Annotated in this window: 20 protein-coding genes and 1 riboswitch; of the genes, 5 read left to right on the top strand and 15 right to left on the bottom strand. The window is 72.7% G+C overall.

The window, feature by feature from the left end; all coding sequences use genetic code 11:
* Positions 1-156: 156 nt before the first annotated feature.
* The 10 genes from RIF68_RS02705 to ribD all read right to left on the bottom strand — a co-directional run bounded on the left by RIF68_RS02705 (position 157) and on the right by ribD (position 8,793).
* Complete coding sequence (locus RIF68_RS02705) at positions 157-1,266, bottom strand: hemolysin family protein (RefSeq protein ID WP_309049463.1); 1,110 nt, start codon at positions 1,264-1,266, stop codon at positions 157-159.
* Complete coding sequence (locus tag RIF68_RS02710) at positions 1,263-2,675, bottom strand: hemolysin family protein (RefSeq protein WP_309049464.1); 1,413 nt, start codon at positions 2,673-2,675, stop codon at positions 1,263-1,265. Before RIF68_RS02710 ends, RIF68_RS02705 begins: the two co-directional genes overlap by 4 nt.
* Before the next feature lie 249 nt (positions 2,676-2,924).
* A complete protein-coding gene (locus RIF68_RS02715; protein ID WP_309049465.1) occupies positions 2,925-3,377 on the bottom strand; it encodes a PH domain-containing protein in 453 nt (150 codons plus the stop codon).
* Between the two features lie 43 nt (positions 3,378-3,420).
* The gene (hisG, locus tag RIF68_RS02720) at positions 3,421-4,269 is read right to left on the bottom strand and encodes an ATP phosphoribosyltransferase (RefSeq protein WP_309049466.1); all 849 of its coding nucleotides are present in this window, start codon (positions 4,267-4,269) and stop codon (positions 3,421-3,423) included.
* Positions 4,270-4,348: 79 nt separating this feature from the next.
* On the bottom strand, positions 4,349-4,630 hold the full coding sequence (locus RIF68_RS02725; protein WP_309049467.1) for a phosphoribosyl-ATP diphosphatase: 282 nt from the start codon (positions 4,628-4,630) through the stop codon (positions 4,349-4,351).
* 34 nt (positions 4,631-4,664) lie between these two features.
* Complete coding sequence (ribH, locus tag RIF68_RS02730) at positions 4,665-5,150, bottom strand: 6,7-dimethyl-8-ribityllumazine synthase (RefSeq protein ID WP_309049468.1); 486 nt, start codon at positions 5,148-5,150, stop codon at positions 4,665-4,667.
* Between the two features lie 46 nt (positions 5,151-5,196).
* Positions 5,197-6,474 (bottom strand): bifunctional 3,4-dihydroxy-2-butanone-4-phosphate synthase/GTP cyclohydrolase II, encoded by a 1,278-nt coding sequence (locus tag RIF68_RS02735; RefSeq protein WP_309049469.1) that lies wholly within the window; start codon positions 6,472-6,474, stop codon positions 5,197-5,199.
* The gene (locus RIF68_RS02740) at positions 6,471-7,106 is read right to left on the bottom strand and encodes a nicotinamide mononucleotide transporter family protein (protein ID WP_309049470.1); all 636 of its coding nucleotides are present in this window, start codon (positions 7,104-7,106) and stop codon (positions 6,471-6,473) included. The genes RIF68_RS02735 and RIF68_RS02740 overlap by 4 nt, the downstream gene beginning before the upstream one ends.
* On the bottom strand, positions 7,103-7,711 hold the full coding sequence (locus RIF68_RS02745) for a riboflavin synthase (protein ID WP_309049471.1): 609 nt from the start codon (positions 7,709-7,711) through the stop codon (positions 7,103-7,105). Before RIF68_RS02745 ends, RIF68_RS02740 begins: the two co-directional genes overlap by 4 nt.
* A 2-nt stretch (positions 7,712-7,713) precedes the next feature.
* Positions 7,714-8,793, bottom strand: coding sequence for a bifunctional diaminohydroxyphosphoribosylaminopyrimidine deaminase/5-amino-6-(5-phosphoribosylamino)uracil reductase RibD (gene ribD / locus RIF68_RS02750; RefSeq protein WP_309049472.1), 1,080 nt, complete (start codon positions 8,791-8,793; stop codon positions 7,714-7,716).
* Positions 8,794-8,957: 164 nt separating this feature from the next.
* Positions 8,958-9,087, bottom strand: a riboswitch (FMN riboswitch).
* Between the two features lie 273 nt (positions 9,088-9,360).
* Between ribD and RIF68_RS02755 the strand changes: the two genes are divergently transcribed.
* Positions 9,361-11,754: a chitinase C-terminal domain-containing protein gene (locus tag RIF68_RS02755; protein WP_309049473.1), complete on the top strand. Its 2,394-nt coding sequence runs from the start codon at positions 9,361-9,363 to the stop codon at positions 11,752-11,754.
* A 136-nt stretch (positions 11,755-11,890) separates the two neighbouring features.
* Here RIF68_RS02755 and RIF68_RS02760 read toward each other — a convergent pair whose 3' ends face one another.
* Positions 11,891-13,015, bottom strand: a complete 1,125-nt coding sequence (locus RIF68_RS02760) for an ROK family transcriptional regulator (RefSeq protein WP_309049474.1) — start codon at positions 13,013-13,015, stop codon at positions 11,891-11,893.
* A gap of 133 nt (positions 13,016-13,148) precedes the next feature.
* On the opposite strand from RIF68_RS02760, the gene RIF68_RS02765 reads away from it, so the two are divergent.
* From RIF68_RS02765 to RIF68_RS02775, 3 genes are all read left to right on the top strand, one after another.
* Positions 13,149-14,363: an MFS transporter gene (locus RIF68_RS02765; RefSeq protein WP_309049475.1), complete on the top strand. Its 1,215-nt coding sequence runs from the start codon at positions 13,149-13,151 to the stop codon at positions 14,361-14,363.
* A gap of 98 nt (positions 14,364-14,461) precedes the next feature.
* A complete protein-coding gene (locus RIF68_RS02770; protein ID WP_309049476.1) occupies positions 14,462-15,856 on the top strand; it encodes a solute carrier family 23 protein in 1,395 nt (464 codons plus the stop codon).
* A gap of 73 nt (positions 15,857-15,929) precedes the next feature.
* A complete protein-coding gene (locus RIF68_RS02775; protein ID WP_309049477.1) occupies positions 15,930-16,637 on the top strand; it encodes a DUF5995 family protein in 708 nt (235 codons plus the stop codon).
* A gap of 12 nt (positions 16,638-16,649) precedes the next feature.
* On the opposite strand, the gene RIF68_RS02780 is transcribed toward RIF68_RS02775, so the two are convergent.
* From RIF68_RS02780 to RIF68_RS02795, 4 genes are all read right to left on the bottom strand, one after another.
* On the bottom strand, positions 16,650-18,344 hold the full coding sequence (locus RIF68_RS02780) for an NAD(P)/FAD-dependent oxidoreductase (protein WP_309049478.1): 1,695 nt from the start codon (positions 18,342-18,344) through the stop codon (positions 16,650-16,652).
* Positions 18,345-18,397: 53 nt separating this feature from the next.
* Positions 18,398-19,204, bottom strand: coding sequence for a carbon-nitrogen hydrolase family protein (locus RIF68_RS02785; protein ID WP_309049479.1), 807 nt, complete (start codon positions 19,202-19,204; stop codon positions 18,398-18,400).
* Positions 19,205-19,545: 341 nt separating this feature from the next.
* Positions 19,546-20,001: an Lrp/AsnC family transcriptional regulator gene (locus RIF68_RS02790; protein ID WP_062758367.1), complete on the bottom strand. Its 456-nt coding sequence runs from the start codon at positions 19,999-20,001 to the stop codon at positions 19,546-19,548.
* 10 nt (positions 20,002-20,011) lie between these two features.
* Positions 20,012-21,499 (bottom strand): amino acid permease, encoded by a 1,488-nt coding sequence (locus tag RIF68_RS02795; RefSeq protein WP_309049480.1) that lies wholly within the window; start codon positions 21,497-21,499, stop codon positions 20,012-20,014.
* Positions 21,500-21,839: 340 nt separating this feature from the next.
* Between RIF68_RS02795 and RIF68_RS02800 the strand changes: the two genes are divergently transcribed.
* Positions 21,840-22,832, top strand: a complete 993-nt coding sequence (locus tag RIF68_RS02800) for a GDSL-type esterase/lipase family protein (protein WP_309049481.1) — start codon at positions 21,840-21,842, stop codon at positions 22,830-22,832.
* The last annotated feature ends 75 nt before the right edge of the window (positions 22,833-22,907 follow it).

Here is a 22,907-nt window from a genome sequence, read left to right on the forward strand (position 1 = left end):
CCGGGCCGGCGGGGTTCCGTCACCGGCCCCCTGCCCGGGGGCACTCACGGGGGTGCGGGCCCGCGCCGCGGAGGCGGCCGGCCGGTCGCCGTCTCCCGCAGGCCCCGGCGCCCTGAGCGCCGGGGCATCGGTGGACGTGCGACCGGCCGCGTCCCGCTATCCCCCGGCCCGGGCGGAGACCGGCGCGGTGTGCGGGTCCGCTCCCGGGGCGGAGTCCGCCGCGGCCGGTGCCTCGTGCGGGGGCAGGCGGTGGGAGGGGTCGCGGACCTCGCCCACCAGTTTCTCGAGGACGTCCTCCAGGGCGACCAGACCCAGGACACGGCCCGAGGCGTCGGCGACCTGGGCCAGGTGGGTGGCCGCGCGGCGCATGACCGTGAGGGCGTCGTCGAGGGGCAGTTCGGCGCGGAGCGTCGCCATCGGGCGCCACAGCTGCTGCGGCACGGCCCGCTCCTGGTCCTCCACGTCCAGGACGTCCTTCACGTGCACGAAGCCCATGAAGGCCGGGCGGCCTTCGGCGCGGACCGGGAAGCGGGAGTAGCCGGTGCGTACCGTCAGCTCCTCGATCTCCCGGGGCGTGACGGAGGGCGGGACGGTCACCAGGGCGGCGGGGGCGAGGAGCACGTCCGTCACGGGTCGGCTGCCCAGTTCCAGGGCGTCCTCCAGGCGCTCCTGTTCCGCCGGGTCGAGGAGTCCGGCCTGACCGGCGTCCTCCACGAGCCGGCCCAGCTGGGCGCTGGTGAAGACGGCCTCCACCTCGTCCTTCGGTTCCACCCCGAAGGCCCGCAGGACCACACGGGAGCAGGCGCCGAGCGCGGTGGTGACCGGCCGGCACACGCGGGCGAAGCCGACGAGGGCGGGGGCGAGACGGAGGGCGGTCCGCTCGGGCGCGGCCATGGCGAGGTTCTTCGGGACCATCTCGCCGATGACGAGGTGGAGGAAGACGACCACGGCGAGGGCGATCACGTAGCCGAGCGGGTGGACGAGTCCGGCCGGCACGCCCAGGACGTGGAAGACGGGTTCGAGGAGGTGGGCGACGGTCGGTTCGGCGACGGCGCCGAGCGTCAGCGAACACACCGTGATGCCGAACTGGGCGGCCGCCATCATCTGCGGCAGGTTCTCCAGGCCGTGCAGCACCTTCGCGGCGCGGGCGCCGCCGAGGGGCTCGATCTGGCTGCGGCGGACGGAGACCAGCGCGAACTCGGCGCCGACGAAGAAGCCGTTGGCGAGGACGAGCAGCCCGGCCAGCAGGAGCTGGAAGGTGCTCATCGGACCGCCTCCGCCGTCGCGGGGACCGGGGCCTTCGCGGCGCCGGGGGCCGGGGCCGTGTCCGTCGCGGGGGCCCAGGCCTCGTCCCTCGCGGGGGCCGGGGCCAGGCGGACCAGCCGGACCCGCTCGGCGCGGTACCGGTCGACCTGGCGGACCGAGAGCCGCCAGCCGGGCAGTTCGGCCCGGTCGCCGGGGGCGGGGATGCGCCCGAGGAGGTCGGCGACGAGCCCGGCGACCGTCTCGTACGGCCCGTCGGGCACGTCGAGGCCTATCCGGCGCAGGGTGTGGACGCGGCAGGAGCCGTCGGCGTCCCAGGCGGGACGGCCGTCCTCGGCGGGGGCGGCGGCCAGCTCGGGGCGGCCGTCGGCGGCCGTGTCGTGCTCGTCGCGGACCTCGCCGACGAGTTCCTCCACGATGTCCTCCAGGGTGACGACGCCCGCGGTGCCCCCGTACTCGTCGACGACGACCGCGATGGGCTGCTCGCGGCGCAGCCGCTCCAGGAGCGCCTGCGCGGGCAGGGTCTCGGGGACCAGGAGCGGAGGGACCGCGATCCGGCCGACGGGGGTGCGCAGCCGGGCGTGCGGGGCGACCGCGAGGGCGTCCTTGAGATGGACCATGCCGACGATCTCGTCGATCCGGTCGCGGTAGACCGGGAAGCGCGAGAGCCCGGTGGCCCGGGTGAGGTTGAGGACGTCGGCCGCGGTGGCGTCCCACTGGAGGGCGCTCACCTTCACCCGCGGGGTCATGACCTGCCCGGCGGTGAGGCCGCCGAGGGACAGCGTCCGTACGAAGAGGTCGGCGGTGTCCTGTTCCAGGGCGCCGGCGCGTGCGGAGTGCCGGGCGAGCGAGACGAGCTCGCCGGGGGTGCGCACGGAGTCCAGCTCCTCGGTGGGCTCGACGCCCAGGAGCCGGACCAGCCGGTTGGCGACCCGGTTGAGCAGGGCGATCACCGGGCGGAAGAGGGAGGAGAAGCGGCGCTGCGGGGCGGCCACGAAACGGGCCACCTGGAGCGGCCGTGAGACGGCCCAGTTCTTGGGGACGAGCTCGCCGACCACCATCTGGACGGCGGAGGCCAGGAGCATGCCGATCACCACGGAGACGCCGGGGACCGCCCCGGCGGGCAGGCCGGTCGCGGTGAGCGGGCCGTGCAGCAGTCCGGCGAGCGCGGGCTCGGCGAGCATGCCGACGACCAGCGAGGTCAGGGTGATGCCGAGCTGGGTGCCGGAGAGCTGGAACGAGAGCTCGCGCAGGGCCGAGACGACCGTGCGGGCGCGCCGGTCACCGGCGGCCGCGGCCCGTTCGGCCTCGGCCCGCTCGACGGTCACGAGACCGAATTCGGCGGCGACGAAGAAGCCGTTGGCGAGGATCAGCAGGAAGGCCGAGGCGAGCAGCAGAAGGGAGACGATCATGCCGCCGCCTCCGGGGAAGGGGCGGCGGAGGTACTACCGGACGATCCGTCCATTGCCGGAGGGAGTCACTCCTCGGGTCGCAGGGAGGCCCCGCGGGCCGCGGCGGCCCTTCACGTGCGAGGCGGTGGCGCCACTCGGCACCACCGCCTCAAGAGTAATCACGGACAGGCCCCGGAGGGCAGGGGGTCGGCCCCGTACGGGGGACGGACCGTGGTCCTCCCCTGGGGAGGCCCCTGAGGGGAAGGGGGGTCAGCGCGTCTCGGCGCCCGTGCCCCGGCTGTCCGCCAGGGCGCGCAGCGCGCGGGCGTCGCGGATGGCGGACTCCTTGGCGATGCCGGGCTGGATGCCGAGCGCGGGCAGGCTGGTGCCGTCGCTCAGGTCGAGGAAGACCCAGGGGTCGCCGGGCCGCAGGTTGACGCGGAGGATCTCCGCCCAGGCGAGCCGGCGGGTGCGGGTGATGTTGACGACCGTGACGCCCTCGTCGTCGGCGACGACCTTGGGGCGGCTGAGCAGGACGAGGACGCCGAGGAAGAGGGCGGCGGTGAACACGAAGCTGGCGCGCTCCCCCGGTCCGAGCCGCTCCAGCATCAGCGCCACGGCGGTGATGGCGGCGAACATCGCGACTCCCACGGTCAGCAGGACGGCGCGGGTGCGTCCCGGCCGGAAGGTGACCGGGAGGGCGGGCGGGGTCGACTCGGACATCGGGGTTCCTCGTGCCTGGGGGTGCGTGCGGGCCGGGCCGCCGTCAGAGGCGGCAGGCGTGGATGGCGGTGGTGAGGATGGCGCGGGCGCCGAGCTCGTACAGGTCGTCCATGACCCGCTGGGCGTCCTTCGCGGGGACCATGGCGCGGACGGCGACCCAGCCCTCGTTGTGCAGCGGGGAGATGGTCGGCGACTCCAGGCCCGGGGTGAGGGCGACGGCCTGCTCCAGGTGCTCGGCGCGGCAGTCGTAGTCCATCATCACGTAGCTGCGGGCGACGAGGACGCCCTGGAGGCGGCGGAGGAACTGCTGGACCTGCGGGTGGTCGCCGTCGGCGCCCTGGCGGCGGACGACGACGGCCTCGGAGGTCAGGATCGGCTCGCCGATGACCTCCAGGCCGGCGTTGCGCAGGCTGGTGCCGGTCTCGACGACGTCGGCGATGACCTGGGCGACGCCCAGCTGGATCGCGGTCTCCACGGCGCCGTCGAGGTGGACGACGGAGGCGTCGATCCCCTGGTCGGCGAGGTGCTTGGCGACGATGCCCTCGTAGGAGGTCGCGATCGTCATGCCGCCGAAGTCCTCGGGGCCCTTGGCGGTGCCGGGGCGGGTGGCGTAGCGGAAGGTGGAGCGGCCGAAGTTCAGCGCGAGGATCTCCTCGGCGCTGGCGCCGGAGTCCAGGAGCAGGTCACGGCCGGTGATGCCGATGTCCAGCTTGCCGGAGGCGACGTAGATCGCGATGTCCTTGGGCCGCAGGTAGAAGAACTCGACCTCGTTGTCCGGGTCGATGACCACCAGCTCCTTGGACTCCTTGCGCTGGCGGTAGCCGGCCTCATGGAGCATGGCCGACGCAGGTCCGGAGAGGGAACCCTTGTTGGGGACGGCGATGCGCAGCATGGGGTGGCTTCCTTTGCCTGGAGTTGGGGAGGGGTGGTCGTCGTGCCGGAAGGAACGGCCGTGCGCGGAGCGGGTGGCCTCAGAGGTGGGCGTAGACGTCGTCGAGCGAGATCCCGCGGGCGACCATCATCACCTGGACGTGGTACAGCAGCTGCGAGATCTCCTCGGCGGCGGCTTCCTTGCCCTCGTACTCGGCGGCCATCCAGACCTCGGCGGCCTCCTCGACGACCTTCTTGCCGATGGCATGGACGCCCTTGTCCACCAGTTCCGCGGTGCGGGAGGTGGCGGGGTCGCCGGTCTCGGCCTTGAGCTTCAGCTCGGCGAAGAGCTCTTCGAAGCTTTTACGGGTTTCGTTCGCCATGATGTCCTAAGAGTACGGGGTGAGGGGCGGGCACTCAGCGCCAGGGTTCGCTGACCGTGCGCAGGGTGGCCGCGGTGGCGACGGCGGCGGTGACGGCCTCGTGTCCCTTGTCCTCGGAGGAGCCTTCGAGGCCCGCGCGGTCGAGCGCCTGCTCCTCGTTGTCGACGGTGAGGACGCCGAAGCCGACGGGGACGCCGGTGTCGATCGAGACCTGGGTGAGGCCGTGGGTGACGCCCTGGCACACGTACTCGAAGTGGGGCGTCCCGCCGCGGATGACGACGCCGAGCGCCACGATGGCATCGTAGCCGCGGCCGGCGAGGACCTTCGCCACGACCGGGAGTTCGAAGCTGCCGGGGACGCGCAGGAGGGTCGGCTCCTCGATGCCCAGCTCGCTCAGGGCGCGCAGGGCGCCGTCGACGAGGCCGTCCATGATCTTCTCGTGCCACTGGGCCGCGATCACCGCGACCCGCAGGTCGCCGCAGTTCTTCACGCTGAGGACGGGTGCGCCCTTGCCGCTCATGATTCTCCTTGACGGTGGTACGTACGTGACGGTGGTACGTGGGGGATCACTGGTTGCCGCAGGTGGAGGCGGGAGAGCCGTCCAGCCAGGGCAGGTCGTGGCCCATCCGGTCCCGCTTGGTGCGCAGGTAGCGGAGGTTGTGCTCGCCGGCGGTGACCGGCATGGGCTCGCGCCCCTCGACGTCGAGGCCGTGGCGCGTGAGGGCGTCGATCTTGTCGGGGTTGTTGGTCATCAGGCGCAGGCTGCGGACGCCGAGGTCGCCGAGGATCTGCGCGCCGGCCGCGTAGTCGCGGGCGTCGGCGGGCAGGCCGAGTTCCAGGTTGGCGTCGAGGGTGTCGCGGCCGCGCTCCTGGAGCTCGTACGCGCGCAGCTTGGACAGCAGGCCGATGCCGCGTCCCTCGTGGCCGCGGAGGTAGACGACGACGCCGCGGCCCGCCGCGGTGATGCGGTCCATGGAGGCCTGGAGCTGCGGGCCGCAGTCGCAGCGCAGGGAGTGGAAGACGTCGCCGGTGAGGCATTCGGAGTGGACGCGGACGAGGACGTCCTCGCCGTCGCCGATCTCTCCGTGGACGAGGGCGACGTGCTCGACGCCGTCGACGGTGGAGCGGTAGCCGTACGCGGTGAACTCGCCGTGCGCGGTGGGCAGGTGGACCTCGGCCTCGCGGCGGACGGTGGGTTCGGCGGAGCGCCGGTAGGCGATCAGGTCCTCGATGGAGATGATCGTCAGGCCGTGCTTGCGGGCGAAGGGGACCAGCTCGGGCAGGCGCAGCATGACGCCGTCCTCGCCGGCGATCTCGACGATCGCGCCGGCCGGGCGCAGACCGGCGAGGCGGGCGAGGTCGACGGCGGCCTCGGTGTGGCCGTTGCGGGTGAGGACGCCGCCGGCCCGGGCGCGCAGCGGGAAGATGTGGCCGGGCCGGACGAAGTCGGAGGGCTCGTGGGTGCCGCTCGCGAGCATCCGGAGGGTGGTGGCGCGGTCGGCGGCGGAGATGCCGGTGGTGACGCCGTGCTCGGGGCCCGCGTCGACGGAGACGGTGAAGGCGGTCCGCATCGACTCGGTGTTGTGCTCGACCATCTGCGGCAGGTGGAGGCGCTCCAGTTCATCGCTCTCCATGGGGGCGCAGATGAGGCCGCGGCACTCGCTCATCATGAAGGCGACGACCTCGGGGGTGGCCTTCTCCGCGGCGATGACGAGGTCGCCCTCGTTCTCGCGGTCCTCGTCGTCCACGACGACGACGGGGCGGCCGGCCGCGATGTCGCGGATGGCCTGCTCGACGGGGTCGAGGGCCAGGTCGGTGGTGTCCCAGAGGGAATGGGCGTTCACGCGTGGGCTCCTTCCAGGACGGTGGTGGTGCGGGAGCGCAGCCACCAGTCGCGCAGGCCCCACAGGACGAGCGCGCCGTAGATGACGTAGACGAATCCGGAGAAGGCGTAGCCGTTGGCGAAGTTCAGCGGGACGCCGACCAGGTCGACCAGCAGCCAGGCGAACCAGAACTCGACCATGCCCCGGGCCTGGGCGTACATGGCCACGATGGTGCCGACGAAGATGTACGCGTCGGGCCAGGGGTCCCAGGACAGGGTCGGGAAGGCCTTGAAGAGCAGGGCCACGGCGACGGTGCCGGCGGCGGCCGCGGCGATCATGGCGGCGCGCTCGCGCCAGGTGGCGAAGCGCACGGTGATGTGGCCGTCGGCGCCCTGGTCCTTTCCGCGCTGCCACTGCCACCAGCCGTAGAGCGCCACGAGCACGACGACGACCTGCTTGCCGGCGCTGCCGGCGAGGTGGCCGTAGAAGGCGACGAAGAGGACGAGGCCGGCGAGGAACTGCACGGGCCAGGTCCAGACGGAGCGGCGCCAGCCGAGCGCGAGGGCGGCGAGCCCGAAGACGTTGCCGATCATGTCGGACCAGATGATCCTCTGGTCGAGGACGGTGAACGCCTCGGAGTTGAGCCAGTTCACTTGACGTTCTCCCGGGCGTTGGGGCCGAGCAGCCGCTCGACGTACTTGGCGATGACGTCGACTTCCAGGTTGACCGGGTCGCCGGGCTGCTTGAGGCCGAGCGTGGTCAGGTCGAGCGTGGTGGGGATGAGGCTGATGGTGAACCAGTCGTCGGTGACCTCGACGACGGTGAGGCTGACGCCGTCGACGGTGACGGAGCCCTTCTCGACGACGTAGCGGGCGAGGTGCGGGGGCAGGCCGACCTTGACGAGTTCCCAGTGCTCGGAGGGGGTGCGCTCCAGGATCGTGCCGGTGCCGTCGACGTGGCCCTGGACGATGTGTCCGCCGAGGCGGCCGCCGACGGCCATGGGGCGTTCGAGGTTGACGCGGGAGCCGGTCTCCAGGGCGCCGAGGGAGGAGCGCTTGAGGGTCTCGGCCATGACGTCGGCGGTGAACTCGCCGTCGCCGGTCTCGACCACGGTGAGGCAGACGCCGTTGACGGCGATGGAGTCGCCGTGCCGGGCGCCCTCGGTGACCAGGGGGCCGCGGAGCCGGAAGCGGGAGGCGTCCGCGAGCTGCTCGACGGCGACGACCTCGCCCAGTTCTTCGACGATTCCGGTGAACACGGTCAGGCTCCCTTGGTGGTGGGGACGGCGGTGACGCGGAGGTCGGGTCCGAGGCGCACGGTCTCGGTGACGTCGAGCCGCAACGCGTCCGCGATGGTGGTGATTCCGGCGTCGGCGAGGACCTGTGGTCCGGCGCCGAGGAGGACCGGGGCGAGGTAGCCGACGATCTGGTCGACGGCGCCCGCGGCGAGGAAGGAGCCCGCGAGGGTGGGGCCGCCTTCGAGGAGGACGGAGCGGACGCCGCGCGTGTGCAGGGCGTCCAGGAGGGCGGGTACGGACAGGCCGCGCCCGGCGCGGGGCAGCCGTACGACGGGGCCGAGGGCGGTGTCGGCGTCCTCGGCGACGGCGATCAGGGTGGGCGCGGCGTCGTCGAGCACCCGGGCGCCGGGTTCGACGGCGGTGGCCTCGGTGTCGACGACGACCCGCAGCGGCTGGACGGCGCCCTCGATGCCGCGGACGGCGAGGTGGGGGTCGTCGGCGCGGGCGGTGCCGGAGCCGACGACGACGGCGTCGGACTCGGCGCGCAGCCGGTGGACGTCGGCGCGGGACTCGGCGGAGGTGATCCAGCGGGAGGTGCCGTCGGCGGCGGCGGAGCGGCCGTCGAGGGTGGCGGCGTACTTCCAGCGGACGAAGGGGCGGCCGCGGCGCACGGAGGTGAGCCAGGCGGTGTTCCCCGCCTCGGCCTCCTCGGCGAGGAGGCCCTGGGAGACCTCGATCCCGGCGGCGCGCAGGGTGTCGGCGCCGCCGGTGGCCTGCGGGTTCGGGTCGCCGACGGCGTAGACGACGCGGCTGACGCCGGCGTCGATCAGGGCCTGGGCACAGGGGCCGGTGCGGCCGGTGTGGTTGCAGGGTTCGAGGGTGACGTACGCGGTGCCGCCGCGGGCCAGGACGCCGGCCGCGCGCAGGGCGTGGACCTCGGCGTGGGGGCCGCCGGCGCGCTGGTGCCAGCCCTCGCCGACCGGGTGGCCGGAGGCGTCGGTGACGACGCAGCCGACGACGGGGTTGGGGCTGGTGGCGCCGAGTCCGCGGGCGGCGAGCTCGACGGCGCGTCGCATGGCGGTGATGTCGGCCTGCGGGTCCACCGGGTCCTCCTGCCTCTTCGGGCACGGACTCCGGGGCCTGTCGATGACGACAGGGAGCGGAAACGACACCTGGCGCAGGGTGCGCCGGGGCCGGCGTCGCGCGGTACGCCGAGGACGGCGACCAGCGGACGTACGGCCGGCTCATCCCTGACAGGGGTCGCCCGCCGCGCACTGCCTCCCATCCGGACTTTCACCGTCGGTCCAGGAATTTCACCTGGTCAACCGACCGCTGGCTGCGGACGGGTCGCGGACTATACCGCCGGTTCGGAATTACACCGACCCCGGAGTGCGCTGCTGCTGATACACGGCCAGTCTGCCACGGGCGTCCGGGGGCCATGCGGCCGGGCGCTGTGCGATGACTCACACGCCTTCCCGGAATCCCCAGTTGGTCCAGACCTATTGACGCACTGGTCTAGTCCTCTTAATGTCCGTGTCACCTCCGAGGCACGGCCCGCCGGTGTGCGCACTCCACGGGCCGCACACGTACCACCCCCTTGTTCGTTGTGTGTCTCCCCTCCCCCGCGCCCCCAGGGCGTGGCGGGACCCCCACCCCAGGAGGACCCGATCGTGCTGTCCCCCACGACCAGGAGAGCCTCGCTGCTCGCGTCCGGCGCGGCCGTCGCCGGGCTGCTGCTCAGCTCGCTCTCCGCAGGCGTCTCGCACGCCGCCGACCACGAGTCCTGTCGCCCCGACGGCCTCCACCGGACCCCCGGCGTCGACGTCCCGTACTGCTCGGTCTACGACACCGAGGGCCGCGAGAAGATGGGCGCGGACCACCAGCGCCGTGTCATCGGCTACTTCACCGGCTGGCGCACCGGCAAGAACGGCGAGCCGGCCTACCTCGCCAAGGACATCCCGTGGGACAAGATCACCCACATCAACTACGCCTTCGGCCACATCGGCGGCGACAACAAGCTCTCGGTCGGCACGGACGGCCCGGCGAACGCGGCCACCGGGATGACCTGGCCCGGCGTCGCGGGCGCGGAGATGGACCCGGCCCTCCCCTACAAGGGCCACTTCAACCTGCTGAACAAGTTCAAGAAGCAGCACCCGGACGTCAAGACGCTGATCTCGGTCGGCGGCTGGGCGGAGACCGGAGGCTACTTCGCCGACAACGGCGAGCGGGTGAACTCCGGCGGCTTCTACTCGATGGCCACCAACGCCGACGGATCGGTCAACCAGGCGGGGATCGACACCTTCGCCACCTCGGCGGTCGACTTCATCCGGAAGTACGGGTTCAACGGCGTCGACATCGACTACGAGTACCCGACCACCATGAAGGACGCGGGCAACCCGCTCGACTGGCAGCTGGCCAACGCCCGCCGCGCCGGTCTGGTGCAGGGCTACGCCGCCCTGATGAAGACCCTCCGCGAGAAGCTGGACACGGCCGGCGCCGCCGACGGCAGGCACTACCTGCTGACCGTCGCCGCCCCCTCCTCCGGCTACCTGCTGCGCGGCATGGAGACCTTCCAGGTCCAGAAGTACCTGGACTACGTCAACATCATGTCCTACGACCTGCACGGCGCCTGGAACGAGTACGTCGGCCCCAACGCCTCCCTCTTCGACGACGGCAAGGACGGCGAGCTCGCCGCCGCGAACGTCTACGGTTCCGCGCAGTACGGCGGCATCGGCTACCTCAACACCGACTGGGCGTACCACTACTTCCGCGGCTCCATGCCGGCCGGCCGCATCAACATCGGCCTGCCGTACTACACCCGTGGCCACAAGAACGTGCAGGGCGGCACCGACGGCCTGTGGGGCAAGGCCACCGCGGCCACCTGCCCGGCCGGTTCCGGACTGACCAAGTGCGGTGACGGCGCCGTCGGCATCGACAACCTGTGGCACGACAAGGACACCGCGGGCAAGGAGTCCCCGGCCGGCTCCAACCCCATGTGGCACGCCAAGAACCTGGAGAAGGGGATCGTCGGCGACTACGTCACCCGGTACGGCTTCCCGGCGAACACCACGCTGACCGGCACCTACGTCCGCAAGTACGACCCGACCCTGGTCGCGCCGTGGCTGTGGAACGCCCAGAAGAAGGTGTTCCTCTCCACCGAGGACGAGCAGTCCGTGGCCGCCAAGGCCGACTACGTGGTGGACCGCGGCATCGGCGGCACCATGGTCTGGGAGATGGCCGGCGACTACGCCTGGAACGCGGCCAAGGGGCAGTACGAGATGGGCTCCACGCTCACCTCGCTGATGTACGACAAGTTCAAGGCGGCCACCCCGTACGGCGCGAAGAAGTCCAACAAGCCGCTGCCCGCGAAGGCGGTGAACATCGACGCGCAGTTCACCGAGTTCAAGCTCGGTGACTCGAACTACCCGATCACCCCGAAGATCAAGATCACCAACCGCACGAACACGACCCTGCCGGGCGGCACGGAATTCCAGTTCGACTACGCGACCTCGGCGCCGGGCAACGCCTCCGACCAGTCCGGATTCGGCACCAAGGTCATCAGCAGCGACCACACGGGCGGCAACGTCGGCGGCCTGAAGGGCGACTTCCACCGCGTCTCCCTGAAGCTCCCGGCCTGGCAGTCGCTCGCCCCGGGCGCCACGGTCGACCTGGCGTTCAACTACTACCTGCCGGTGTCCACCCCCTCCAACTGGACGGTGAACATCAGCGGCACGACCTACGCCCTCGCCGGCGACCTGGCGCGCGGCACGACGGTCGTGGAGCCCGGCTCCACCACCCCGCCGACCACTCCCCCGACGACCCCGCCCACCACGCCGCCCACCACGCCCCCGACGACGCCCCCGACGACGCCCCCGACGACGCCTCCGACGACGCCGCCCACCACGGGCTGCACCGCCCCGGCGTACGTGGCGGGCACGGTCTACACGGCCGGCAGCGAGGTCTCGCACAAGGGCCGCACCTGGAAGGCCCAGTGGTGGACCCAGAACGAGGAGCCGGGCACGACCGGCCAGTGGGGCGTCTGGAAGGACCTCGGCGCCTGCTGACGTCCCCGGCCTGACGGTTCCCCCAGCCCCCGGCGGGGACGCTCACGGCCCTTGCCCCCGCCGGGCCCCCTGCGCGCCACGCCCCCTCCCCGGGGCGCGGCGCGCAGGCGTGTCCGGGGGCTTTCACCGGCCAGGCCTACGGGAACAGCTCCTCCTGCGCCGCGTCCCGGGACACCAGCAGCGCGCCGCGCCGGACCGCCGCGTCGCCGAGGGCGGTGGCGCGGACCTCGGTGCGCAGCGGGGAGAGGAGGGCGAGTTCGGCCTCGACGCGGGCGGCGAGCCCGGCGCCGCCCCGGTGGCCCGTCTCGCCGGCGAGGACCACACAGCCGGGGTCCAGGACGGAGGCGACGGCCGCCGCCCCGAGGGCGAGCCGGCGGGCGAGGGCGTCGAGGAAGGGGCCGTGCCCGGAGCCGAGCGCGCCCTCGGGGTCCAGTCCGTGGTCGAGGGCGAGGGCCTCCACGGCGGCGAGACAGGCCAGCTCGTGGAAACCGCCGTCGCAGCCGGTCGCGGAGGGCAGCCCGGAGGTGCCGGGCACCGGCAGGAAGCCGATCTCGCCGGCGCCGCCGGAGGCCCCCCGGCGCAGCCGGCCGCCGAGGACGACGGCCGCACCGACGCCCTGGCCGAGCCAGAGCAGGACGAAGTCCTCGCGGTCGCGGGCCGCGCCCGCGCGGAGCTCCGCGACGGCGGCGAGGTTGGTCTCGTTCTCCACGAGGACGCGGGCGGGAAGCCGCTCCTGCAGGACGCCGATGAGCCTGCGGTGCCAGGCCGGGAGCTTCGCGGAGTCGCGCAGCTCCCCGCTGTCCGGGGCGACGAGGCCGGGGGCGCCGACCGTGACGGTGTGCAGCCGGTCGGCGCCCGCCTCCTCCACGGCCCGCTCCAGGAGGGTGACGGCCTTCTCGACGGCGGGCCCGGTGCCGCCGTCCTCACCGACGGGCGCGGAGGCCTCGGCGAGGGTGGCACCGAGGAGGTCGGCGACGGTGACCGAGACCGAGTGGGTGCGCACGTCGAGCGCGGCGAGGTGGGCGCGGCCGGCGACGATGCCGTACAGCTTGGCGTTGGGGCCGCGGCGCTCGGCGCCGGCCTCGCCGACGACGTGGACCAGGCCCGAGCCCTGGAGCCGCTCGACCAGATCGGCGACGGTCGGCCGGGAGAGTCCGGTGAGCGTCTTGAGCTGAGCGGCCGTCAACGGGCCCTCGTCCTGGAGCAGTCGCAGGGCGTGGCGGTCGTTGATGGCCCGCGCGGTGCTCGGGGATGCGGCCATGCGGCGATCCTCTCAGACTCGTCACGGGGGCCGTGGGCCACCGGCCCGCCATGCGGGCTATTTATCAGGCAGGGTTCCTGATAGTTTACGCGACCAGGGCTCCGGCAGCCCCACCATGCCCAGGGAGGGACACATGACGACGGACGGGACCGTCCTCAGCACCGAACGCCTGCGACGGGCACGTTTCGCCGTGGCCGCCGTCTTCTGCGTCCACGGCGCGGTCACCGGCAGCTTCGCGACGCGCATCCCCTGGATCCAGGAGCACGCGGGCGTGAGCGCCGGACAGCTGGGCCTCGCGCTCGCCTTCCCCGCCCTCGGAGCCTCGCTCGCGATGCCGCTGGCCGGGGCCGTCGCCCACCGCCTGGGCGCCCGGACGGCCCTGCGCGTGCTGCTCGCCCTGTGGACGATGTCCCTGATCCTGCCGTCCCTCGCCCCCAACATCTGGGGCCTGTGCGCGGCCCTCTTCGTGTACGGGGCCACCTCCGGCATGTCCGACGTGGCGATGAACGCCCTCGGCGTGGAGACCGAGAACCGGCTCGGCCGGTCGATCATGTCCAGCCTGCACGGCATGTGGAGCGCGGGCGCCCTCGTCGGCTCGGCCGCCGGCACGGTCGCCGCGCACCTCGGCGGCGACGCCCGGATCCACCACCTCCTCGCCGCGCTCACCCTCACCGCGCTCGGTCTCCTCTTCTGCCAGGGCGTGCTCGACCTGCGCAGCGCCGCCGACGAGGAGCCGCCGCCGCGGTTCGCGCTGCCGCCGAAGTCCGCCCTGGTCATCGGGGCCATCGGCTTCTGCGGAGTCTTCGCCGAGGGCGCCAGCCTCGACTGGTCGGCCGTGTACCTCCGCGACGAACTGGGCAGCTCGGCCGGGCTCGCGGCCGCCTCCACGACCGCCTTCGCCCTGACCATGGCGGTGGCCCGGCTGGTCGGCGACCGCGTCGTGGACCGCTTCGGGGCGGTCCGTACCGTACGGGTCGGGGGCGTCGCCGCCACCCTGGGCGGGGTCCTCGTCGTCCTCGCCCCGCACGCCGCCGTCGCGATGGCCGGATTCGGACTGATGGGCCTCGGGGTCGCCGTCGTGGTGCCGCTGGCCTTCGCCGCCGCCGCCCGCAGCGGCCCGAACCCGAGCCAGGCCATCGCGGGCGTCGCCACCATCACGTACACCTCCGGGCTCATCGCCCCCTCGGCGATCGGCGGCATCGCGGACGTGACCTCGCTCGTCGCCTCCTTCGGCCTGGTCACCGTGCTCTGCCTGGGCCTGGTCGTCGGCGCGGGCGTGCTGGGCGGCCGGGGCCGCAAGGCGGCCCCGGCGGCGGAGGGCGCCCCGGCCCGGAGCACCGCCCCGTAGCTCCCGGCACACTCCCGGACCGGCGGTGGCGCATACCATATGGCTGATCTTTTGCGGCCCTGACGTGGCCGCCGGAACCGGAGAACTGGAGCGACCCCATGGACCTCGGCGTGCGCTGGACCCTGCACGGCGACGGGAGGACACCCGCTCCCGGAGCCGTCGTCCGGCCGGACGAGCGGCTCTCCTGGCCCCGTACGGCCGGACTCGGCGCCCAGCACGTGGTGGCGATGTTCGGGGCGTCGTTCGTCGCGCCGGTCCTCATGGGCCTGGACCCGAACCTCGCGATCATGATGTCGGGCGTCGCGACCGTCATCTTCCTGCTCGCGACCCGGGGCACCGTGCCCTCGTACCTGGGCTGCTCGCTCTCCTTCGTGGGTGTCGCGGCCGCGATCCGGGCCTCGGGCGGCAGCAGCGCCACCGTGACCGGCGCCGTCCTCGTGGTCGGCGCCGTGCTGTTCCTGGCGGGCCTGGCGGTGCGGAAGTTCGGCGCGCGGATCATCCACGCGGCGATGCCCCCGATCGTCACCGGCGCCGTCGTCATGCTGATCGGCTTCAACCTGGCCCCGGTCACCGCCGCCACCTACTGGCCGCAGGACCAGTGGACGGCCCTGCTGGTGATGCTGTTCACCGGTCTGGCCGTGGTCTGCCTGCGCGGCTTCTGGTCCCGTATCGCGATCTTCCTCGGCCTGGTCTTCGGCTACGCGATCTCGTGGGTGTTCGACCTCGTCTTCGGCAAGATCCACTCGATGTCCCCGGGCGGCCAGGTCACCGACCACTGGCGGCTCGACCTCTCCGGCGTCGCCAAGGCCGACTGGATCGGCCTGCCGGCCCTCCACGGCCCGAGCTTCGAGTGGTCCGCGATCCTGGTCGCGCTGCCCGTGGTCATCGCGCTCGTCGCGGAGAACGCCGGCCACGTCAAGGCCGTTGGCGAGATGACCGGCGACCCGCTCGACGACAAGCTCGGCACCGCCATCGCCGCCGACGGCGCCGCCTCGATGCTGTCCACGGCCGTGGGCGGCCCGCCCAACACCACGTACTCCGAGAACATCGGCGTCATGGCCGCCACCCGCGTCTACTCGACCGCCGCCTACTGGGCCGCGGCCGGCTTCGCGCTCCTCTTCGGCCTCTGCCCGAAGTTCGGCGCGGTCGTCGCCGCCATCCCCGGTGGTGTCCTCGGCGGCATCACCGTCATCCTCTACGGCATGATCGGCCTGCTCGGCGCCCAGATCTGGATCAACGCCAAGGTCGACCTGCGCAACCCGCTCAACCTGGTCCCCGCCGCGGCCGGCATCATCATCGGCGTCGGCGGCGTCGAGCTGACCTTCACCGACACCTTCGAGCTCGGCGGCATCGCGCTCGGCACCCTGGTCGTCATCACCGGCTACCACGTCCTGCGGGCCTTCGCCCCGGCCCACATGAAGGAGCAGGAGCCGCTCCTGGACTCGGGGACCAGCTCTTACGAGAAAGGCGCGGACGACGCGTCGAAGAACTGAGTGATTCGCCCGTTCCGGCGAAGCCGGGCCCGGAGAGGTTCCCTCCCGGGCCCGTCGCTGGGAGCCTGCCCCCATGGCGCAGACCCAGTGGACGGCAGAGCGGATCGGGCAGTTCGTGGCGGTCGACCCCCTGGTGGACCGGATGCGGGAGCTCCGCTCCACCTGGCACCCCTCCGACGGGGTCGCCGTCTTCAACCGGGTCTACCTCACCGTCACCGAGGAGATCGGCCACGCCATCGAGGCGGGCACCTTCGAGGACCGGCGGGCCGCCGCCACCCTCGACGTGCGGTTCGCCGAGCGTTACCTCGCGGCGGTGGACGCCGTCGCCTCCGGGACGCCCGCGCCCGCCTGCTGGCGGCCCCTCTTCCACTACCGGCGGCATCCCGGCGTCCGGCCGCTCCAGTTCGCCCTCGCCGGGATCAACGCGCACGTCGGGCACGACCTGGCCCTCGCCGTCGTGGACAGCTGCCGGGACCTCCGGTGCGCGCCCGCCGACCTGGAGGACGAGTTCGACCGGGTCGGTGACGTCCTGGTCCTCCTGGAGGAGCGCATCCGGGAGGAACTGATGCCGGGCCCGGACCTCCTGGAGATCGCGGACCCGCTGACGCATCTGCTCGGCTGCTGGAGCCTGGACCGGGCCCGGGACGGGGCCTGGCTGGCCGCGCGCTCGCTGTGGCAGCTGCGCGGCCTGCCCGAGCTGGCCGAGGAGTTCACGGAACGCCTCGACCGCTCGGTGGGCCTGGTGGGGCGGATGCTGCTCACCCCTCTGGCCGGGCCCTGAACCCTGCCGGGATCAGTCCTCCGGGAGTTCGACCGGGGCGATCTCGTCGTAGACGTCGCCCGGGCCCGGGTTGGTGGCGTCGGTCGCGCCGCCGAAGTGGTGCATCACGCCCCACACCGCGTTGAGCGCCGTCTGCACCGCGCCCTCGGCCCAGCCGGCCGTCCAGGAGATGTCGTCGCCGGCGAGGAAGATGCCCCGCTTGTCCTCGGGCAGCCGGTCCTGCATGAAGTGGGTGAACAGGCGGCGCTGGTAGCGGTAGTGCCCCGGCAGGTTGGCCTTGAAGGCGCCCATGAAGTAGGGCTCGTTCTCCCAGGACACCGTCACCGGGTTGCCGATGATGTGCTTGCGGATGTCGACCTTCGGGTAGATCTCGCCGAGCGACTTCAGCATGACCTCCATCCGCTCCTGCGCGGACAGCGGCAGCCACTTCAGGCTGTCGTCGCACCAGGTGTACGAGAGGCAGATGACGGCCGGCTTGTCCGGGCCGTCGTCCAGGAGGTACGTGCCGCGGGTCATCCGGTCGGTGAGCGTCATCGACATGACGTCCCGCCCGGTCTCTTCGTCCTTGTCCAGCCAGAACGGCCGGTCCACCGGCACGAACAGCTTCGAGCTCTCCATGTAGTGGGTGCGCTCGATCGCCGTCCAGTGGTCGATCGGGAAGAGCGAGTCGTCACAGGCGATCTTGGACAGCAGCATCCAGGACTGCGCGGTGAAGATCGCCGCCTGGTACGTGCGGATGTCGCCGGAGGCGTCGGTGACGGTGATCCGGTTGCCCGCGGCGCGGGTCAGCCGGGTCACGGCGGGGCGCGGGTCGCCGTCGTGCAGGGACTTCAGGGAGGTGCCCTGCGCCCAGTGGACGATCTTCTCCGGCTCGCGCTCCCACAGGCGCAGCGGCAGCTGCTGGGAGCCGCCGACGATGCCGCGGTGGTGGTCGTCCGCCTCGGTGTAGACGACGCGGAGGATCTCCAGGATGGAGTTCGGGAAGTCGGTGTCCCAGCCGCCGGTGCCGAAGCCGACCTGGCCGAAGATCTCGCGGTGCCGGAAGGACTTGAAGGCCTCGGACTCGCAGAGGAAGCCGTAGAAGGTCTGGTTGTCGAGCTTCTCGACCAGCTCGGCCCAGATCTCGCGGATGCGCGGGACGTCGCGCTCGCGCATCGCGCGGTTCATGTCGGAGAAGTCGGCGCCCTCGTCCAGGCACTTGGCCCAGGCCGCGGCGACGTCCCGGTAGACCTGCGGCAGGTCGTCGATGGTCTCGGCGTAGTGGGTCTCGCCCTTGAGGTCCACGACGGTCGAGGGAGTGGCCTCGGCCAGCGGGTTCGGGAAGGGCCGGGTCTCCAGGCCCACCAGGTCGATGTAGTGCTGGAGGGCGGTGGAGGACGGCGGGAAGCGCATGGCGCCCATCTCCGCGGTCAGCCCCTCGGTCTCCGGGCCGTCGAAGCCGACGGTGCGCAGCCGGCCGCCGATCTGGTCGGCCTCGTAGACGACGGGCTTGAGGCCCATCTTCATCAGCTCGTACGCGGCGATGATGCCGGACAGGCCGCCGCCGATGACGGCGACCTCGGTGCCGTGCTCGGTGGCGGGTATCTGGCCGAGACCGGCCGGGTGGGCCAGGAAGTCGTCGTAGGCGTACGGGAAGTCCGGACCGAACATGGTGATCGGCGGCTGCGCGTCGGTGTGCTGGACGGCGGTGGGCACCGTGGACGTCATGGGGTACGGACTCCTTGCACGGAAAACGGGTGGGGCGGGGAGGGTGGGGCGGCTCAGACGAGGGAGCCGTAGAGGCCGGGGCGCCGGTCCCGGAGGTAGGGGTTGTCCTTCCGGGAGGCCGCCAGGAAGTCGGGATCGACGTCGCCGAACACGAGGTCCTCGCCGCGCCCGGCGCGGGCCCGGGCGGTGCCGTCGGGACCGGCGAGCGTGGACAGACCGACGAATTCGAAGTCGCCCTCGGGGCCGGTGCGGTTGGCGTACGCGATGTACAGCTGGTTCTCGAAGGCGCGGACGGGGATCACGGACTCGGGGACGATCTCGGCGGGGTGCATGAGCGCGGTCGGGACGAGGAGGAGGTCCGTGCCGGCCAGCGCCTGCGCCCGTACGTTCTCGGGGAACTCGACGTCGTAGCAGATCATCAGGCCGACGGTGAGGCCGCCGAGCCGCATCTGGACGAGGCCGTCGTCGCCGGGCGTGAACCACTTCGCCTCGAAGTCGCCGAAGAGGTGGGTCTTGCGGTAGTGCGCGAGGACCGCGCCGCCGGCGCCGAAGATCTGGGCGGAGTTGTACAGCACGCCGTGCCGCTCGGTGTCGCGCTCCGGATAGCCGTAGCCGACGGCGAGGCCGTGACGGGCGGCGATGTCCGCGACCGCGCGGGCGGAGGGGCCGTCGGACGGCTCGGCGAGCCGCGCGAGGTCGGGCCCGATGGCGTAACCGGTCAGGAAGAGCTCGGGCGCGAGCAGCAGCCCCGCTCCGGCCGCCGCGGCCCGGGCCGCGGCCTCGTCGAGGATCTTCAGGTTGGCGGCCACGTCACCGAGCTCACCGGAACTCTGGAGCAGGGCGATGCGCAGCGCGGCCATGGGCGATCCTCGGGGGTCGGAGTTGAGGGGGAAGACGTCAAAAACGGTACGGTTTCGCGCTCCGCCGGGACAAGGCGGGACCGTTGCGGACCGACCGTCGAACCGTTGCGCGATCCGCCGGTCCGGCGGTGATTCGTTGCGCGCGGCGCGGGGGTGTGACGTACGGCTCCGACCGGGGCGTACGCCGGGCCCCGGTCGGAGCCGTACGGGCAGGACGCCAGGGCGCGGCAGGGGGCGGCGACCACCCCGCCCGGCCCTCGCGCCCCGTCCGCCCGGCCGCACGACAGGAGGGACCGCCCCACGGGGGTGGGGGGTCCCTCCTGTGCCTCCGTGGTGGAGCTTTACGCCGGCGAGCCCGAGGAGAAGCGCCGCAGCAGCGGCGACAGCACCAGGACCGACTTGGTGCGCTCCACGAACGGCTCGCCCGCGATCCGCTCCAGGACGCGCTCGAAGTGGCGCATGTCGGCGGCGAAGACCTGGACGACGGCGTCCGCGTCACCGGTGACGGTCGACGCGGACACCACCTCGGGGTACCGCTCCAGACCTCGCCGGATGTCGTCCGGCGAGGTGTTGTGGCGGCAGTAGATCTCGACGAAGCCCTCGGTCTCCCAGCCGAGCGCCGCCGGGTCCACCCGGACGGTGAAGCCGGTGATGGCGCCCTCGGCCCGGAGCCGGTCCACGCGCCGCTTCACGGCGGGGGCGGAGAGTCCGACGAGCGAGCCGATGTCGGCGTAGCTGCGGCGGGCGTCTTCCGCGAGGGCGTGGACGATGCGTTCGTCGAGGTCGTTGAGTCGCACTACGGGTGGATCACTTCTCTGCGGGGGCCTCTGCCGGGTACGGGGCCGTGGCCAGTCGGGAGCGGCGCATGCCGTACAGGAAGTAGAACACGAGACCGGCGGCCATCCAGCAACCGAAGACCACCCAGGTCACCCTGTCGAGGCTGAACATGTTGTACACGCAGAAGAGGAAGCCGAGCACCGGGAAGACCGGGCCGAGCGCCACCTTGAACGTGCGGGGCATGTCGGGGCGCGTGTAGCGGAGCATGACGACCGCGATGTTGACCAGGGCGAAGGCGAAGAGGGTGCCGATGCTCGTGGCGTCGACGAGCTTGCCGAGCGGGATGACCGAGGCGAGCGCGCCGCAGAAGAGGGACACGATGACCGTGTTCACGCGCGGGGTGCCGGTCTTGCCGCTGACCTTGGCGAAGACCTTGGGGACGAGGCCGTCGCGCGACATGGCGAACAGGACGCGGGTCTGGCCGTAGAGGACCGTCAGGACGACGCTGGCGATGGAGATCACGGCGCCGAGGGCGAGCAGGGTGCCCCAGAAGGTCTGGCCGCTGACGTCGTTCATGATCGCGGCGAGGCTGGCCTCGGAGCCCTCGAACTGCTTCCAGTTCCAGGCGCCGACGGCGACCGCGGCGACGAGCACGTAGAGCACGGTGACGATCAGCAGGGAGAGCATGATCGCGCGGGGCAGGTCGCGCTTGGGGTCCTTGGCCTCCTCACCGGCGGTGGAGGCGGCGTCGAAGCCGATGTACGAGAAGAACAGGCTGGCGCCGGCGGCGCTGACGCCCGCCATGCCGAGCGGCATGAAGTCCTTGTAGTTGCCGGACTTGAAGCCCATGAAGCCGATGGCGCAGAAGAGGACCAGGGCCGCGATCTTCACGAAGACCATGATCGTGTTGACGAGCGCGGACTCGCGGGCGCCGCCGAGCAGGAAGACCATCGCGAGCAGGACGACGATCAGGCCGGGCAGGTTGATGATGCCGCCCTCGCCCGGGGCGGAGGAGAGCAGCGCCGGGATGGTCACCCCGATGGTGCCGTCCAGCAGCTCGTTGAGGTACTCGCCCCAGCCGACGGCCACGGCCGCCACCGAGACGCCGTACTCCAGGACCAGACACCAGCCGCAGACCCAGGCGACGAGTTCACCCATCGTTGCGTACGCGTACGAGTAGGAGGAACCGGCGACCGGTATGGAGCCGGCCAGCTCCGCGTACGAGAGGGCGGAGAAGAGGGCCGTGAGTCCGGCGATGACGAAGGCGATCGTCACGGCCGGGCCGGCCTTGGGGACGGCGTCACCGAGGACGACGAAGATGCCGGTGCCGAGCGTGGCACCGATGCTGATCATCGTCAGCTGCCACATCGAGAGTGAGCGGCGGAGGCTTCCGCCTTCACCCTGCCCACCCTCCGCGACCAGGCGTTCCACCGGCTTGCGGCGGACGAGGGCGCTGAGAGCGGAGGTCTTGGGGGCGGTCGATTCCTCGACCGGCGGGGCTGCGCCGTGGTCCAGCACTGCGGAGGCTCCTTATCGCTGCCTGTGAATGCGAGGACGACCGCGGCGGTACGGGGGCGTGTGATCACAGCCCACGGGGGAAGGGGAACCGCCGAGCAGGCGGTCGCCGCCACTCCTGGTACGGGGCACGAGCCTAAAGGGCGGAGGTTCGCACTCGTAATGCAGGGTTGTTGCGCACTGTCGACTGATCATTGCGCTGTTGGGGCGCGGGCGGGGAAACATTGCGCGCCCCCGCATGAATCGACACATTGGGGTCGGGAAAGGCTCTCCGGATGTCCTTGTTCACACGGGCCGGACGACGCGCCCCGCTGCCGGTGCGACCGGTGATCGGAGGCCTTCGGTGAAGTGGCTCGACCCACGGCCGTTCCTGCGCGGCACGGCGTGGCTCGACGGGGTGCGGCCGGTGCGGGCGGACCCCGGTGACCTGGCCCGCTGGCCCTGGGACATGGCGGTCCGGGCGGGGCTGCCCGTCGGCGTGCGGATCGAGTTCACGGCCGCGCCCGGCACCCGCGCGGTGGAGCTGCGCTACCGGGCGGAGGTGCCGGGGCCGGACGACCCGCTGGCGGCGCTGCGCCACTGCTTCGCCCTGTGGCGGGACGGGCGCCCGGTCGGCGAGGTGTGCGCGGCGCCGGCGCCCGAGGCCTCGGTGACCCTGCCGCTGCCCGGGGGCGGCGGGACCTTCTGCGTGTACCTGCCGGAGGCACAGGCGCCGGTGCCGCTCGGGCTGCGCGCGGTCGGCGGCGCCCTGTCCCCCGCCCCGGTCCGGCCGCGCTGGCTGGTCCACGGCGACTCGATCACCGAGGGATGGTGGTCGACCCGCCCGGCGCACGCCTGGCCCGCCGACGCGGGGCGGCGGCTCGGGCTCGACACGGTCAACCTGGGGTACGCGGGCGGGGCGCGCGGGGAACTCCCCGTGGCCGAGCATCTGGCGCGGCTTCCCGGGGACCTCCTGACGCTCGCCTTCGGCACGAACTGCTGGTCGCCCGTCCCGGTGACGCCGGAGTGGCTGTACGCCACCGTGCGGGCCTTCGTGGGCCTCCTGCGGCGCGGTCACCCCGACGCGCCCCTGCTGCTCGTCTCGCCCGTGCTGCGCCCGGAGGCGGAGCACGGCCGCAACGCCCTGGGGGCGACGCTGACGGAGCTGCGCCGGGCGATGGAACGCGCGGGCCGCGACCTGGCCGCCGAGGGCGACGACCGGCTCCTGGTCCTGCCGGGGCGCCCGCTGCTGCGGGAGGAACACCTGGCGGACGGTCTGCACCCGAACGACGCCGGCCACGCGCGGATCGCGGCGGCGGTGGCGGAGGCGCTGGCGCCGTACGTGCCGGGGCGGTGAGGGCCCCAGGACGCCACACGGGCCCCGGGGGCCCGCCCAGGCCGCCCGGAGACGCGAGAAGGCCCCTGGGAGGGA

Origin of the sequence: Streptomyces sp. (assembly GCF_031178505.1) — a bacterium.
In the GTDB taxonomy this organism is placed as follows: domain Bacteria; phylum Actinomycetota; class Actinomycetes; order Streptomycetales; family Streptomycetaceae; genus Streptomyces; species Streptomyces gulbargensis.

Excerpts from the sequence above, each read along its gene's own strand:
- RIF68_RS02705 (WP_309049463.1), bottom strand. The coding sequence starts at position 1,266 with ATGAGCACCTTCCAGCTCCTGCTGGCCGGGCTGCTCGTCCTCGCCAAC.
- RIF68_RS02710 (WP_309049464.1), bottom strand. The coding sequence starts at position 2,675 with ATGATCGTCTCCCTTCTGCTGCTCGCCTCGGCCTTCCTGCTGATCCTC.
- RIF68_RS02715 (WP_309049465.1), bottom strand. The coding sequence starts at position 3,377 with ATGTCCGAGTCGACCCCGCCCGCCCTCCCGGTCACCTTCCGGCCGGGA.
- hisG (WP_309049466.1), bottom strand. The coding sequence starts at position 4,269 with ATGCTGCGCATCGCCGTCCCCAACAAGGGTTCCCTCTCCGGACCTGCG.
- RIF68_RS02725 (WP_309049467.1), bottom strand. The coding sequence starts at position 4,630 with ATGGCGAACGAAACCCGTAAAAGCTTCGAAGAGCTCTTCGCCGAGCTG.
- ribH (WP_309049468.1), bottom strand. The coding sequence starts at position 5,150 with ATGAGCGGCAAGGGCGCACCCGTCCTCAGCGTGAAGAACTGCGGCGAC.
- RIF68_RS02760 (WP_309049474.1), bottom strand. The coding sequence starts at position 13,015 with ATGGCCGCATCCCCGAGCACCGCGCGGGCCATCAACGACCGCCACGCC.
- RIF68_RS02765 (WP_309049475.1), top strand. The coding sequence starts at position 13,149 with ATGACGACGGACGGGACCGTCCTCAGCACCGAACGCCTGCGACGGGCA.
- RIF68_RS02770 (WP_309049476.1), top strand. The coding sequence starts at position 14,462 with ATGGACCTCGGCGTGCGCTGGACCCTGCACGGCGACGGGAGGACACCC.
- RIF68_RS02775 (WP_309049477.1), top strand. The coding sequence starts at position 15,930 with ATGGCGCAGACCCAGTGGACGGCAGAGCGGATCGGGCAGTTCGTGGCG.
- RIF68_RS02780 (WP_309049478.1), bottom strand. The coding sequence starts at position 18,344 with ATGACGTCCACGGTGCCCACCGCCGTCCAGCACACCGACGCGCAGCCG.
- RIF68_RS02785 (WP_309049479.1), bottom strand. The coding sequence starts at position 19,204 with ATGGCCGCGCTGCGCATCGCCCTGCTCCAGAGTTCCGGTGAGCTCGGT.